Origin of the sequence: Mycobacterium lepromatosis, assembly GCF_000975265.2 — a bacterium.
GTDB classification, from domain to species: domain Bacteria; phylum Actinomycetota; class Actinomycetes; order Mycobacteriales; family Mycobacteriaceae; genus Mycobacterium; species Mycobacterium lepromatosis.
Genome location: NZ_CP083405.1, coordinates 1,724,302 through 1,738,287, shown reverse-complemented (window position 1 = coordinate 1,738,287; position 13,986 = coordinate 1,724,302). Strand labels below are relative to the sequence as shown.

The 13,986-nt window shown below is 58.2% G+C and carries 10 protein-coding genes and 4 pseudogenes; 7 read left to right on the top strand and 7 right to left on the bottom strand.

The window, feature by feature from the left end; all coding sequences use genetic code 11:
* The first annotated feature begins 51 nt into the window (after positions 1-51).
* Positions 52-579: a hypothetical protein gene (locus tag MLPF_RS08290; protein WP_045843246.1), complete on the top strand. Its 528-nt coding sequence runs from the start codon at positions 52-54 to the stop codon at positions 577-579.
* Positions 580-584: 5 nt separating this feature from the next.
* The gene (locus tag MLPF_RS08285) at positions 585-1,073 is read left to right on the top strand and encodes a ferritin-like domain-containing protein (protein WP_420329610.1); all 489 of its coding nucleotides are present in this window, start codon (positions 585-587) and stop codon (positions 1,071-1,073) included.
* 27 nt (positions 1,074-1,100) lie between these two features.
* Here the strand turns inward: MLPF_RS08285 and MLPF_RS08280 are convergent, their stop codons facing one another.
* The 6 genes and pseudogenes from MLPF_RS08280 to MLPF_RS17460 form a co-directional block, all read right to left on the bottom strand.
* The gene (locus MLPF_RS08280; RefSeq protein ID WP_045843236.1) at positions 1,101-2,690 is read right to left on the bottom strand and encodes an MFS transporter; all 1,590 of its coding nucleotides are present in this window, start codon (positions 2,688-2,690) and stop codon (positions 1,101-1,103) included.
* A 105-nt stretch (positions 2,691-2,795) separates the two neighbouring features.
* A pseudogene (locus MLPF_RS16260) lies at positions 2,796-3,798 on the bottom strand (NAD(P)-dependent oxidoreductase); the annotation flags it as partial.
* 43 nt (positions 3,799-3,841) lie between these two features.
* Positions 3,842-3,979: a hypothetical protein gene (locus MLPF_RS08270; protein WP_156147135.1), complete on the bottom strand. Its 138-nt coding sequence runs from the start codon at positions 3,977-3,979 to the stop codon at positions 3,842-3,844.
* 21 nt (positions 3,980-4,000) lie between these two features.
* Positions 4,001-5,176, bottom strand: a pseudogene (locus MLPF_RS08265) (cobyrinic acid a,c-diamide synthase CobB); the annotation flags it as partial.
* A 49-nt stretch (positions 5,177-5,225) separates the two neighbouring features.
* Positions 5,226-5,766, bottom strand: a pseudogene (locus MLPF_RS08260) (cob(I)yrinic acid a,c-diamide adenosyltransferase); the annotation flags it as partial.
* A gap of 101 nt (positions 5,767-5,867) precedes the next feature.
* Positions 5,868-7,204 (bottom strand): annotated as a pseudogene (locus tag MLPF_RS17460) (hypothetical protein); the annotation flags it as partial.
* Between the two features lie 1,507 nt (positions 7,205-8,711).
* Here MLPF_RS17460 and MLPF_RS08250 point away from each other — a divergent pair.
* The 5 genes from MLPF_RS08250 (at position 8,712) to MLPF_RS15785 (ending at position 11,321) form a co-directional block, all read left to right on the top strand.
* Positions 8,712-8,978 (top strand): hypothetical protein, encoded by a 267-nt coding sequence (locus MLPF_RS08250; RefSeq protein WP_156147136.1) that lies wholly within the window; start codon positions 8,712-8,714, stop codon positions 8,976-8,978.
* A 258-nt stretch (positions 8,979-9,236) separates the two neighbouring features.
* Positions 9,237-9,431, top strand: a complete 195-nt coding sequence (locus tag MLPF_RS08245; RefSeq protein ID WP_156147137.1) for a hypothetical protein — start codon at positions 9,237-9,239, stop codon at positions 9,429-9,431.
* Between the two features lie 430 nt (positions 9,432-9,861).
* Positions 9,862-10,146 (top strand): HoxN/HupN/NixA family nickel/cobalt transporter, encoded by a 285-nt coding sequence (locus MLPF_RS08240; RefSeq protein WP_050039171.1) that lies wholly within the window; start codon positions 9,862-9,864, stop codon positions 10,144-10,146.
* Positions 10,147-10,516: 370 nt separating this feature from the next.
* Positions 10,517-10,783, top strand: a complete 267-nt coding sequence (locus MLPF_RS08235) for a hypothetical protein (RefSeq protein WP_050039172.1) — start codon at positions 10,517-10,519, stop codon at positions 10,781-10,783.
* A 415-nt stretch (positions 10,784-11,198) separates the two neighbouring features.
* Entirely contained in the window at positions 11,199-11,321 is a 123-nt protein-coding gene (locus tag MLPF_RS15785; protein WP_272946113.1) for a hypothetical protein, read from the top strand.
* A 932-nt stretch (positions 11,322-12,253) separates the two neighbouring features.
* On the opposite strand, the gene MLPF_RS08230 is transcribed toward MLPF_RS15785, so the two are convergent.
* Positions 12,254-13,003, bottom strand: a complete 750-nt coding sequence (locus tag MLPF_RS08230; RefSeq protein WP_045843238.1) for a gamma-glutamyl-gamma-aminobutyrate hydrolase family protein — start codon at positions 13,001-13,003, stop codon at positions 12,254-12,256.
* Between the last annotated feature and the right edge of the window lie 983 nt (positions 13,004-13,986).

The window sequence follows — 13,986 nt, the reverse complement described above, 5'->3', positions numbered from 1 at the left end:
GCTCATCACGCCTCATCGTGCCTCAATCGGTCCGAATGGCAGGATGTTGCTGTGCCCAGCGCAGTACCCGTTATCAACAGGCGCGGTGTACTCGCCGGTGGTGGCGCCCTCGCTGTGCTCGGGGTGTGTTTCTCCGCCTGCAGTGCGTCCCCCGCCAAGACCCCGGAGATCGAAGAGCTACTAGGTCCGTTGGACCAGGCAAGACACGATAGTGCGTTGGCTTCCGCCGCCGCGACTGCCATCGGTAACCTGCCGCAGATCACTGCCGCGCTGGCTGTGGTCGCCATCCAACGCGCCGCGCATGCCCGAGCGCTGGCCACCGAGATCTCCCAGGGCACCGGCAAGCTCTCCTCCTACGCAAACGACACAACCAGCCCCGGCCCCAGCCCAGCTAGTCCGCCGCCGAAGCCACCGCCACCGATATCCGACGTGATCGATGCACTGCGCACATCAGCGGAGGGTGCCAGTCGCCTAGTCTCCACCTCATCGGGGTACCGGGCCGGCCTACTCGCCTCTATAGCCGCTTCCTGCACAGCGTCCTACACGGTTGCGCTCGTGCCTGGAGGTCCATCAATATGACGTCCATTGAGCCCAGCGCACCCGCCCCGGTCGCCACACCTAAGCGAACCCCGGTTAGTAAGGACTCCGACAACGCTGCGCTGAGCGAGGCGCTTGCCGTCGAGCACTCGACCATTTATGGCTACGGCATCGTGTCGGCGTTGTCGCCCCCGAGTGCCAACAGCCTGGTGGTGGACGCCCTGACCCAGCATCGCCAACGGCGCGACGATGTCATCGCAATGCTGACCGCCCGCCGAGTCACTCCTCCAGTCGCCGCATCCGGCTACCAGCTGCCCATGCTGGTCGGCAGCGCGGCCGATGTGGCGCGCCTGGCCGCGCGGATGGAAAACAACGGAGCGACAGCCTGGCGGGCCGTCGCCGAACACGCCAAGACGACCGATGACAGCGCGTTCGCCGCGATAGCCCTAGCCCAAAGCGCGGTCATGGCCGCCCGATGGAACAAAGTGCTGGGCGCCTGGCCCATCACCACCGCCTTCCCGGGCGGCAACGAATAGCTAGCGCGAGAGCAACCCGACGACGGACTATAGTTCGCCGGCGTCGATCGCTTCCTTGACCTCCTGCGCGTAGGCCACCTGCTCGGGGGCGTACCCAATGAACAGCGCCGCCCCGCCCACGACGACGACCGCTCCGGCCACCCAAAGCAGGCCATAGGTGTAGCCTTGATCAAGTGCATGCAACTGCGCGTCGTTCATAAACTTCACTGGGCCGGTGGTACCGCCCAGGTACAGCGTGCGCGAGGTGATGACCGCCTGGATGACGGCCAGCACGAGTGGCCCGCCAAGGCTCTGCAGCATTAGCGCTATCGCCGACACCGGGCCGATCCGATCGAAACCTACCCCGGCAATAGCAGACAGCGTCAGCGGGACGACGGCCATGCCGATGCCGATTCCACCAACAACGATGGGCGCTAACAGGTTGGGACAATAGGGAACGCCGCGGTTCATGAACGCCCAGCCATACAGCATCGCGACCACGAGCAGCCATCCACCACCTATTGTCAATACCCTTGGCGAAAACCGAGACACCAACTGTGAGGACACGCCCAGACCGATTCCCATCGCGATGACGAACGGGATAAAGCCGATGCCCGCGCGCAGCGCGCTGTAGCCCAAGATGTCCTGTATGTATAGGCCGATGGATATGGTCAAGCTGAACATGACGCCACCGGCCAGGAAAATCGCGATGAAGGTGAACAGCCGATTACGGTCCCGGAACAGGTCAAACGGTATGACAGGATTTTCGGCAGTACGTTCCACGACGGCAAATGCTATAGCGGCTACCAATGCCACCAAGCCCGAACCGATCGTAGTCAGCGAAACCCAACCCTTCTCCGGTCCCATCGAGAAGGCGAAAACGGCGGCGGTGCAAGCCAGCGTGGCCAGAATGGCCCCAGCCGCATCCAGCTTCATCCACTCCTTGTGGGTTTCATGCAAAACGGTGCGGGCCAGGTAAATCATCACCAACCCAATCGGCATATTCACTAAAAACGCCAGTCGCCACGACACCTCGGTAAGCGCCCCGCCAACCACGAGACCCATCACCGAGCCGATTGCCGTCATGGCGGCAAACACAGCCGTAGCGGTATTGCGCGCTGCACCCTTCGAGAAGGTGGTCGCAACCAGCGCGAGACCGGTCGGTGATGCAATAGCCGACCCGATGCCCTGCAATAGCCTAGCAATGACCAAGGCCACTTCGTCCCAAGCCACAGCACAAAGCACCGAGGAAATGGTAAACAGCGCGACGCCGACGATGAACGTGCGCTTGCGCCCAATAGTGTCGCCAAGGCGGCCACCAAGCAACATCAGCCCGCCGAATGTCAGCACGTAAGCAGTAATCCCCCAACTACGACCGGCGTCGGACAGGCTCAGCTCGTTTTGAATCTTGGGAAGCGCGACGATGGCGACAGTGCTGTCCATGGTCGCCAATAGCTGCATGCCACCGATCACGATGACCGCTGCAATGAAACGACCAGAAGGCAGCCACGTCGGATATTTGCTTGTGCGTTCTGAGGCGGGCTCCGCTTGCCGCGTCAGTCGCGACGGGGCCGGAAAACCCGGTCGTGCAGCTGTCCAGTTGTGGACTACCCGCTCATGGTCGTGGAGAGTGGCCATGGCAGGTTACCCTACAGTAATCTTAAAAAGAATTTAAACGACCAAACGCTGCGGCAGCCCCGATAACGGTGATCGACGAAAAGTGCGATCCGTTTGACCGGTATCAGCAAAGCTCAAAACTATAGTGCCCGACAATGCAGCCAGTGCATTCCAATTTTCACTAGCCGATTTCGGGATGACCGGGAGCGAGATGCCCGCTGACTACTACGAACTCGTGATGTATCGCCCGGTGAGTGACAAAAACGCCGACCAACCACAGGCGGCGCTATGGCAATTGTCATAACTCGCACCACAGTCACCGGGATGCCGACACCAGCGCACACCGGGACTTCCTCATAACCATAACCGCGAACGAAGACAGAGGGCCTTTGAGACGGACCACACAACGCACGGATCGGACCCGTTCGATCATTTCGATCATCACGTCATTGATTGCGTCCTGGGCCATGGCTCGGCCGTATGAGATCTTTGGTGGCATCGACGACTTACACGTACACCCGTACGGGTGGCAGTTCGGGCGGAGCAAGTCGATCAGTTAACACACCATCGGCCTAGGTCAACAAACGGCGGCCAAGCACGATGATCACCTCAGGATCAACAGGACCACTGCGATCAGTGCTGTCCCAACTCGTACGACGTCAGCGGAGCCTGCAAAGTCTTCGAGGGGAATCAGACTTCGTTTGTGCACTCTCAGCGAATTGCCGACCACGGCGCTGCCGACCGACGGTGCTCGCCACCGACCGGAACGCCTACCGACAATCTCACGTAACTGAACGACACCGACGTCCCTTCATCAGCAATATCGGCGCAGACGCAAAAAATTCGACAACGACCCAGCCTCAGCGACCACCGCCTCATTCACCTGCGCTTCACCGAGTGGCCGCGATCGCGTACCAGACGTCGTCGAAGGAGCCAGAGCAGTATTCCCGCGCCGACAAAGTAATTCCGTTTATCGCCTTGACGACGCGGCGGCGGTACGGGAAACTACGTGCACGTCGGCGCCGTTGGTGGTGATTAGAGGGAACCGGCGCTGAGCAATCGTGCCTCCACCGATCACCACCCGCTTACCTGCCAGCCGCAACTGGCCCAGGTAAGTGTTTCCAATCACCTACCAAGCTTAGGATCCGGGGTTGATCGCCAGTCTTTTGCAATTACGTTACCTTCGATAAGCGACAGCGTGCGAACGTAACAACCCGGATAGGCGCGTAGGGCGAGGCGTACTTGCCAGCGTCCACGACGCCGGCATGCATGGTGCCATGCTCACCGCCTACATCGCGAGTCCAGAACATCTAACACTAGCCTAGCTATAGGGCACACTTGACCACATTTCGGTGGAACTCATCTCCGACCAACCGCTGGCGGACCTAACATACACCGCCGACTCGGCCACGGCCACGGCATGACCGTATACCAATTGCAGGTACGGAGTGAACCACGCCGATCCGGCGGCTACACCCACATCGGGTGTCCGTCAAGTTCGAAGACCATGTAGATAGGCCCGCGCATTCGGCATGCACCGGAGCGCCGACGGTCGCCAGTGCCTTTATTTGGCGACGACCGACATCGTTGGCGACAAGCTACGCAGTGAACTACTCGGGGAACCCACCGGGCAGCAGCACCGCGTCCATGCTGTCCGGCAACGGATCACCGAACGGGTTGAATTCGACCACTTCAGTGCCAGCGGCCCACAGCAATACGGCGTGCTTTGGGTATCCGAAACTGAATGCCTTTCCCATTGCCACGGTGGCACACCCGCCGGTTGTTGCGCCCACTGCTGCTGCCGGGTCCCAGGGCCGATCAGAAGCCCAGCACCTGGCAGCGGTAAACAGAGCGACCAGATCGACATGGCGGGCGACCAGGACCGTCATTGCCTCGACCGCGACGTACGCACGACGCTCGTACTCTACGGCAGTTCCAAGATCTAGATGTCTTGTCGGCAAATCCTATTCAGCAACGCGCAGGGTGGCGCCCAGTACCGCGACACCGACCCACTCACATGCCTGCCGTAGTACCTGCTCATGCCCGGCCAAACCAACCCAATTTAGGATCACACCGGCAACCCTGGTTAGCAGTATCGAACGTTAGAACAGCCGTGCAGGGAAGTAGCAATGCTGTGGCTCTGACCGCATGCATCGATCAACAGGATAACCGGAGCGCCTAGCAGGCCGATAACGTGTGCGGTGGACCCTCGGACGCATTGTGTTAGCCGCGGCTAACACAATGCGTCCGTCGAACAAACCCATCACATCTTCGATCACGACGTTGCCCGCGCCAACGGCGACTTACGCAGACCACGGGACAATGAAATGCTCCCCCCACCAATAACGAGTCCAGATTGCGGCCGGGGCGTGACGCAGCCACGGTGTGGTAGCCAAGGCCGATAAAGTTCAAACCCACCTCAAACGGTGCGACAATATGACCTACCTTCCGCAGCGTTCCGATCAAACCCTTGCAAAAGTGGTATTTCCACTGCGTGATGCGGGGATGCGGCAACCACCTTCGGTACTGGCTTCGCTTTGTGACCCAATGCCACAAACGTCCAGCGTCCATCGGGTGTCTCACTGTGGTCGTCTAGTTCGCTAAAATCAGCTGACTCGACAAGCAGTGACGAAACATCACGTCCGATGATCACCACATGTTGCTAACCAGGCCGGGCCACCAACACGTCCACCACACCGTCTAAATCAACCCAGCCCCAGTTCGGCAGGTACAGGTGGGTGCACGCATCCAGCCCATAGAAGCCATTGCGTTGCCCAGTCATCCGTCGTGGCCTCCGCGTGATCGCGGTCGCTTACCGCCTTGCACGACGTACGCGTCCATAACCAGTCTGCATCCATATTATGCCATTCGACGGTCCCACCGATCCCATGCTGGTCGTGCAACTGACCAAAATGGCGAAAAACCATCTCCTCGAAGACTTTCCACTTGGCGTTCTTAACGAACTGGAAGACGACGACGTCCAGACCACACATTCCAGGACCGCAACGCCATTCCGAACACCGCCGTCGATTTGCTCTTGCTCGCACCGATATGGACTGCTAGTACTAAACGTATTATATCTGGCACGAATGCTGATATCATCGTCGGTTACTCGAAACGAACGACCCTATGGCGTAAGCGCTTACCGAGTTAGGTCACGCTACGCACGGCGCATATTAATTTATAGTGGACGCGTAGTTATTCGAGCCGCACCGTAGGTGCCTCGAGCTGGCGGGCCAGTTGGCCAGCCGCATATACGACGTCTCGCAGTTCACCACCACGGACGCGCTCTCGGCTTCCAGTTGTTACGCCATGATTCGACTGCGGACCAACGTGTCTGGTCCTGCGACAGCTCAGCCGTAGGCGAGTACCACCATCAAGGGACGTTGCCCCCGGTCGCACACCTTTTCCCAGATAACCAATTCGCGCACCACCAACAGACCGTCGGCGAGGGAAATTTTGCCGCCGGTGTCCAGTCCGGGCCAGCCTGCGTGCTGAGAAACGGAACTGATACACGCAAATCAGCGGAAACAGCAATTTTCGCTTAGCGCTGACGGAAGGTGATCACCGCGACCGTGTCCCACCATTTGTAGACGTCGCGCAGCAGCTACAGGGTGGCTCCCCTGACCATGGCCATGCGATCCCGGGCAGCTATCGAGCATAAAGCATACACAACGAAGATCACCCAGGTTGCCCTCGCGACCCTGACGTATGGCAAGGTGCACGTCGCCTGGCTCCGGCCGCAACGGCCCGCTCGGTGGCGAAAAGCAAAGTGGCGAAAATGCAAGCCCGCGAGCGTCGGCGTCACTGCTGTCAGCGGCCACCACCACACTGCCATAGACGTTGCGAGCGGTGAGCGCCGTTCGGATGCGCTCTTGCCTACGCCTGAGACGATCAACGCACGGGCGCGAAATACCTTGGGGATAGCGGTGCAGTCAGTTTGGCCGCTTGTTATAGCTTCGATTTCAAACTCAATTGCTAAATAACATAATATACCACAGCGAACTGACTTCCGCCGAAAAGATAGGGATCGACTTCTGGGTCAATACCGACCCACATACTATCCATATCGAATGCTGAAAACAACACCGCTTTACACAGTAATTCGTTGTCCAGAAACATTACGTCGTCAACGAGGGCTCGTGCGGCAACGATCCGATGGACAATTCGACACCAGCTTCGGCATAACACGCAACGAATCCGGGCAGGTCGGCTTCATACGTCATCCGCTGGCGAATCACCTACACCCGCACGTCAACGTCACGCAACGCGTTCACGTCCAAGGCAAGGACGAACCGGTTCAACAGTTTCTGACGCAGGTCAGCCTAATCCGGATTCATCGTGCCGATCAACACGAACCGGTCCTCATGCGAGTAGGATATGCTGTCACGCTCGATGTGTATTCGTCCCACCGCCGCAGCGTCGAGAAGTACATCGACCAGATGATCGTGAAACAGTTTGACCTCATCGGGACCGATCACGCTATCGTGAGCACAGGCCAACAACCCGGAAGAAAACACGTACTCACCGCTGCGCGGCAGCAGCGTGGTGTGTCTCCGAACATGTACGTTGCGTTTGGTGCACACAGGACAATCCGCCACACCTTCTCGCCTCCGGAGTGCTCCTCCACCAGCCACAGCGTGCAGATCCACCTCGGCGTCCGGCCGTTACCAACCAGAAGTGCCAAGTTTAGGCCAGCCAGTCAAGACTGGTGCAGCTCCGGATACTAACACGCCTGTTCTACGACGAAAAAACTCCACCTGCAACTTGCTAGTAGTTCGTAAAGAATCTGAGCGTCAAAGGTCTTTAGCCAGATGCTACACAACGCTTCAGCCAGTCGCACATAATCTGTGACCACGCTCTAAGCTCACCTCGTGACCGGCTGGGTTCCCGATGTTCTGCCCAGCTATTAGCAGTAGTAAACAATCCCGACAGGTAAAGGGGACATCATCATAACCCTGATCCGTTGGGAGGAAGCCGAAGCGGCGCATGCGGTCTTGGTGGTGCACGGATACACTTATTACTTCTTCCACGCCGAGCTGGCCTATCACTTCACCAACCGTGGCTCACGTTCTAATACGCTAGAACGCATACAAGTGCGGCCAGTCACGATAGCTTAACCAAACTCCGCACTTCATCACCAACATGTCGCAAAACTACGACGCTGAACTCGAACACACCCTCTGTCAGTCATCAGCAAGCAGAACGTTCCAACTAAAGTGCTAGTGTACAGCCATTCCCACCGGCAGACTCGTCGTGGCGCTCCGGGCGGACCAGTTGCGCCGGCGCGTCGTACCCGCACACGAGCGTTAGCATCCTAGTCCTTAATAGCCCGTAACTGAATTTCCAGGTCCCGGAGGTTTTGCATCTGGGCATGGCCTCGGCAGCGATCACGCCGCTATCTCGACTGCGCACCAAAGGTGTAGTCCGTTGCAAGGTAATGGTGGTTACAGGTATAGCCCGCACTCGTACTACGACGGGGAGTTCGACTCCAATCTGCAATGGAAGCCGCTGGACGGCTTACCGATTACCGCCCGCTGGCTCAAACATCATGCGCCGCGGACAGGAACAGCTGCATCGCGGTCTCCAGACGTCAAGGTAACCAATTTGATTCTTAGCTCGGGTCATAGCGTGAGCAAAAGCAGCTGTCCTACGGCCCTGCAACACGGCTACGCGGTTTTCGACACTGCCCAAATCGCCCAGTGGATCTGTTGTATAAGCAACCGCAGTAACGTCTTTCCTGTAGTGGATGTCAATACAACATGTTCGTGTTGCTGCCACAGCCGCGCCAAATGACCTATCACCAAAAGGATTTTTATCTCAAACTATGGGACAACACCGACACCAGTAATGCTAAAAAGCGCAAAGAAGCTGAGTGTAGAGTTTCATCACCATCGATCTCGGCATCGTTAGGGAAAGGGTAAGCAGCACAATAAAATAAAAATATACAATATCGCTATAATCCGAACATTTTTGGAAAACAGCATTCTCGCAGATCGCTATGCCAGCAAGCGGAAAGCGATCTGCAAGCAGGATACCTTCGTGGGGACCTGCCTCAACTCCGGATACCTACCTACGAAGATGGTCGTCTATATTACTAAGGCCACCAATTTAATCCAGATTTCGGTACGAGATGGCACCGACGTACGCATCTACCGGGTGCGCTGGGATGATATCGTCTCACGCGGATCGATCCAATCGGGCTCAGCGGCGAGTACTACCGGTATCGACGGTAAGCGCATAATATCGACGCGTACCACCTACACAACAGGTTTGGACCCGTTCAAGCCGACGGGTGTTATCTTCTGAGCACCGATGCTGGTGAAGAATTTACTACCGAACAAGTGGTTATAGTGACGGGACCGCGGCCAGTGGTTCCGCCTGTCATCCTTGCGTCCGACGCTAGAGTATCACACCAGCGATAACGTCATGCAGATATCTGAACTGCCCGAACATACCGTGATCGCCGGAAGAGGATTTTTGCAGCAGAATTCGCGCACATCTTCTCCATTCCTGGGGTAAAGGTCATCCCGGTGATCCGGGGCAGCGCATTGCTTCGGCACTACGATGACATTATCTGCGAACGGTTCACCCGCATCACGTCGATGCATATGGGAACTGCGCACCCACCGTAACGTCTTTGAGGCACAGAACCTTAGCTCTGGCGTTATCGTGGCTCTCGACGATGGTTACGAGTTGCACGCCAACCAGCTGCTGGTGGCGACCAGCCAGGTGTCCAATGCCGATCGTCCCGGCTCCTAGCAGAACGGTATCGAAGTCGAGGACAGTCGGGTGGTAGTCGAAGAATATTAAGTACTGCCGCGCTTCGCGTTTGCCCTCTCGCTAATGTATCGTCTCCGCATCTTCCTAAACATGGTGCCAACCACAAAGCCCACATCGTGGCGCATAATCTCTTCTGCGATTGGTACGACACTTGGTCGATGGCCGTGACCAACCTCCGGCGCGTACCGTAGGCGGTATTTGCCGGTACCCGCTGGATGCTGTCGTATTGACCCGAAAATCACGCTTTTGCAAATGGACTCGACTCTCCATCACGGTGCAGGACTACGGCAACGTGGCGTACGACTAGGCCATGGAAGACGCCACCAGAATTGTACGCTCATCACCGAGCACGGCAGCGAGTGCCTGCTGGGTGCACACATCGTGAGCTACCAGGAACCTCCGAATCAAGTTGACGGCCTACACCTTGGGCTTGCGGTACACGTTCGACACCGACCATATAACGGCGATCGACAACACCACCCGCACGCTGGTGAACGATGGAAAACATCCCCTGGGTGTCGGGTCGGTGTCACTGGAGCACGCCACAGTGGTTTTCGGGCTGGCGGTGCCGCTAGCAACCGGGATGCAAACCATCGTCGGACCGGTTAAAGATAACTCCTCGGCACTGCACCATCGCACAGCGCTGATTGGCACCAACGCCCCAAAGACGTTCCTTACCGCATCGCGATGCTAAACGTCGTCATCCGGATCAGCATGCTGGCGGGTATTAGCACAGTTGTCCCGCAAGCAGCTACGACGAAGCTGGGCTGGAACAACAGTTAGACAACCGCGTACTGATCAACCGTTTTGTCGGCCGCTGGACCACATTAATCAGCAAGTCCTGGCACCGCTGTACCCGATCGAGTTGTTGTTTGAGCTGTGTTCGACACAGCCACCGAGATCACGCGCTAGCCCTGACACACGCCACCGCAGCCGAAGTACTGCCGTGGCACGCATATTCTATGCGTGCCCGTGCCGTTCGCCGCCGGCATGTGTCTGCAGGATAGCATCGGTGGGTTCGTTCATGAACTTTTGCCTAGGGCTGGGATTTTTGCCAATCTTCGATGCATAAGACTTATTACAACATCACCATCACCGGACTGTTGGCGGCCGTCGCCCTGCGGATCGTCAACGTCGAACTATTCAGCCTGTTCGCCGACCCGTTCGCGGCTAGCAGGGCGGGTTTTGTAACTGTGGAAATGATCTTGACCTCAAGAAGGTCGGCTACTAGGCGGTCGGCATTGTTTGTCATCACCTGGGCTATAACGCTAATGATCTTGCGCTACGGCCGTATCGAAGAGCAGTGGGCCTCACCCGAAAGCGCGACCTGATTCCTTGGCCGTCCGCACCAGATATGCAATCACCCGTGCGGCACTCCGACCTGTGGATGTGGTGTCTGGGCCAACGGCTGATCCACGTCGAGATACATGCGATCTGCTGCCAGGCTGGGCCCATGCCTGGTCCAGTGCCCGAATCGATATGCGACGTACTGGCCCACTGCGGCTGCGCTGCTCAGGGTTCCGGGTGCGCTCGACAAACTGGCGTTGACGAATTGGTTGTGCCGTATAAATCAGGTCAACCAAGTTGATCGCGTCACGGTGATGCTCGTCGACTCAACGAGCCAACACCTGTTACCGAAGTGTTGACCGATGATGCACCGCTGCTCGCCACCGGCCCGACCCGGATAGCATCGGACGTCTCGACTAACTCCCCTGCATGCTTCCGTCAACCACACCGACTAGCCTGGTGTCCCTTGGCACCGGAGCACAAGGCGGTCAGTACAGCATCCTGGGCTTTGCCCGCAACATTCCCGGCACTGGCCAGGCGCTCAACCACATGCGGTTACGCGACGACCCGCTGCACCACTAATGGTCGCCTACTGCCTACCTGGTCCGAACGGCTGACGCAGGCCAGGATCAGTGCACTCACGGTGCTGCTGGAGAGGTTTTCTCGGCAACGAATTAACCGATGCGGCATATCGCGGCGTGCGGCTTGTTCCCACGAACGCGACCAAGGACTTACGCCCAACAGTTGACCGACGAGTTTTCGCGCGGGGCCGGGTCTGGTCTATGGCTATATCACCGAACTAGACACCGGCAGGCCCATGCGTTCGGTATCGGTTCGCCCCACTGGCACGACGCAGAGACCCAGGTCAGTGGGTTGCTGACCCGGTCACCTACAGCACTGCCCTGGAATGCAGTGCTGTAGGTGACCTCCAACCATGGCGTCCTCAACGTCCCTAACGACACACACATCCACGTCAAAGCAGACCCACGACTGTGCCGCAAGGGGTACGGGGGTGGTCGCCGGAGAGCCGCGAATGCGCTACCTGCACACTCACCCCAGCGCCGCAGTCGACGTAGCTGACGCCTGGCGCGAACTACTGAACGACCAGGAGCAAGTCTAGAGCCGCGATCAGGCCGTATCCACCGGACTGTTCGGGCCGCTATAATCCACGGTACTATCCCGCATCGGCGATGTCGTCGTCTAGACTGGAGACACGGCGGTACAGACTACCGGGCATAAGCTGTCGGGAATCGGCGTCAATCATCAATTTTCACGACGCGGCCGTCCCCAGCCGAAATGGTGATCTCGATACTTGTTTTCACACCTCTTTCCCGCTGCTGAGATTTCGGCGTGCTCAAAAACCTCGACAAATCTTACATCTTTGCCCAACCTCAGCGAACGGCTCCCGCAACACAACCACTACCCGACCTCGGCAGCGATGTAGGAGATGTAGGCTTCGGGTAACATTGACCCCGCTAGACCCTCCCTCTCAGATCGCAATGAACACATTTTGGTCAGCTGCACTCTGCGCCCCTGCTATTAGCGTAGCGACACGCAGCATCGACGATCGCGGTGAACAGCCGCAGGTCGCCCAGGGCCTTCTCCGGATGCCATTGCACACCAAGCACAAACGCGTCCCCCGGTAGCTCTACCGCCTCGACCACGCCATCGGCGTCCCATGCGCTGACCACCAGGCCGTCACCGAGCTTGTCGATGGATTGATGGTGGTAGCACCGCGCTTCGACAGACTCTCCCAGCACAGCAGCCAACCGAGTACCCGGCACAGTACGAACTAGCAAGTTGTTAAACACCGCGTTGCCCACCCAATGCTCGCTATGACCGATCACTTCAGGCAGGTGCTGATGCAACGTGCCGCCCAGCGCAATATTAAGCAGCTGCGCGCCACGGCAAATACCTAGCACCGGCAGCCCGCGCTGCAGCGCAGCACCAAACAGTGCGAATTCCCAGGAGTCTCGGGGAGTACGGGGCTCGTCGGTGCTCGGATGCGGTCGCTGGCCGTAAGTAGCGGGATCGATATCATAACCACCGGTGATCACCAGACCGTCCAGGCCATCGAGTGCGCGACCGGCGATCTCGGGGTCGACCGGCTGCGGCGGCAATAGCACCGCGATACCGCCGGCCATGGCGACACATTGAAAGTAATCGGCCGGGAGATAACCCGCAGGTACGTCCCAGATCCCCGTGTGCACCTGCTCCAGGTAGGCCGTCAAACCCACTCTTGGCTTTGAGCCGTTCAAATCCACGTACTCTTCTCCTAATCTATGACCACCGCGTTGGACTTGTTCAGGTAGGTGGCTACAACCTCAGCTAGCGAAGCTGGCAGCTGTTCCGCGCCGGAAACGTCATCGACATGGCTAGCGCCAGCCTCGGGTGGCTGCCAGCTTTCGCTCTATGTCTAGATAACTCTGCCGCGATCAAGACTGCCACCGCGTAGTACGGGTCGACATAGCCACCAACAACTAGCTTGGTGCAACTACGGTTCCTAGCCCCATGTACGCTGTTCAGCGAGCAGCTACGGTCGTCAAATAGCTTGTAAATTTTTATTTGTTCGGCGCGTATCGCGCGAAGACCGCAAAGCCATCCTGTGGCACGCGGCCAGAGATAGATGTGGTGGCGCTACTAGGTGTAGGTGCTGGTGCGCAACATGACCGCGGCAGTCAACTGGTGCAGTCAACTCCTAGACGTTGTTTCATCTCAGCAGACTCAACATACGGTAATCGGTGTAGACTAGCCACCGGCTTGTCCACTTACCATCGCCCAAGCGTTCGGGAAAACTGACCAGCATGGTGGTGGCGATCTCCAACGGCGGACAGCCTCCACAGCGAACCACACCTTGAGGTCAGCCATCCGCGGATGTCCGCGGTGGATGGCGACAAAACCAACGAACCGACCTAACCTAGTCGCAGCCAATCCTTCCCCAGGCGAGTTCACCGCCAACGCGGTCCCTGGTCACCACCGACTTGGCCGGTCAGTCGCGGTGTCGGGGCCAATAACAGCAGGTGCGCAGCGAAGCTGTATGTAGGCGTTCGCACACCGCTTCGCAGGGGAGTGAGCCAGCGCTGCCAAGCGCCGGGTACCACGACCATGACGGCCGTCTCCGGACCGGCTATAATAAAAACCGCGACCGGAATATTTCGTCGGGCACGCGGTCATGGTACGCATGTTGTAGGCGACAACGTGTTTACACACCATTTCCGCGAGTTGTCTCAAACCACTGCGAGTCCCG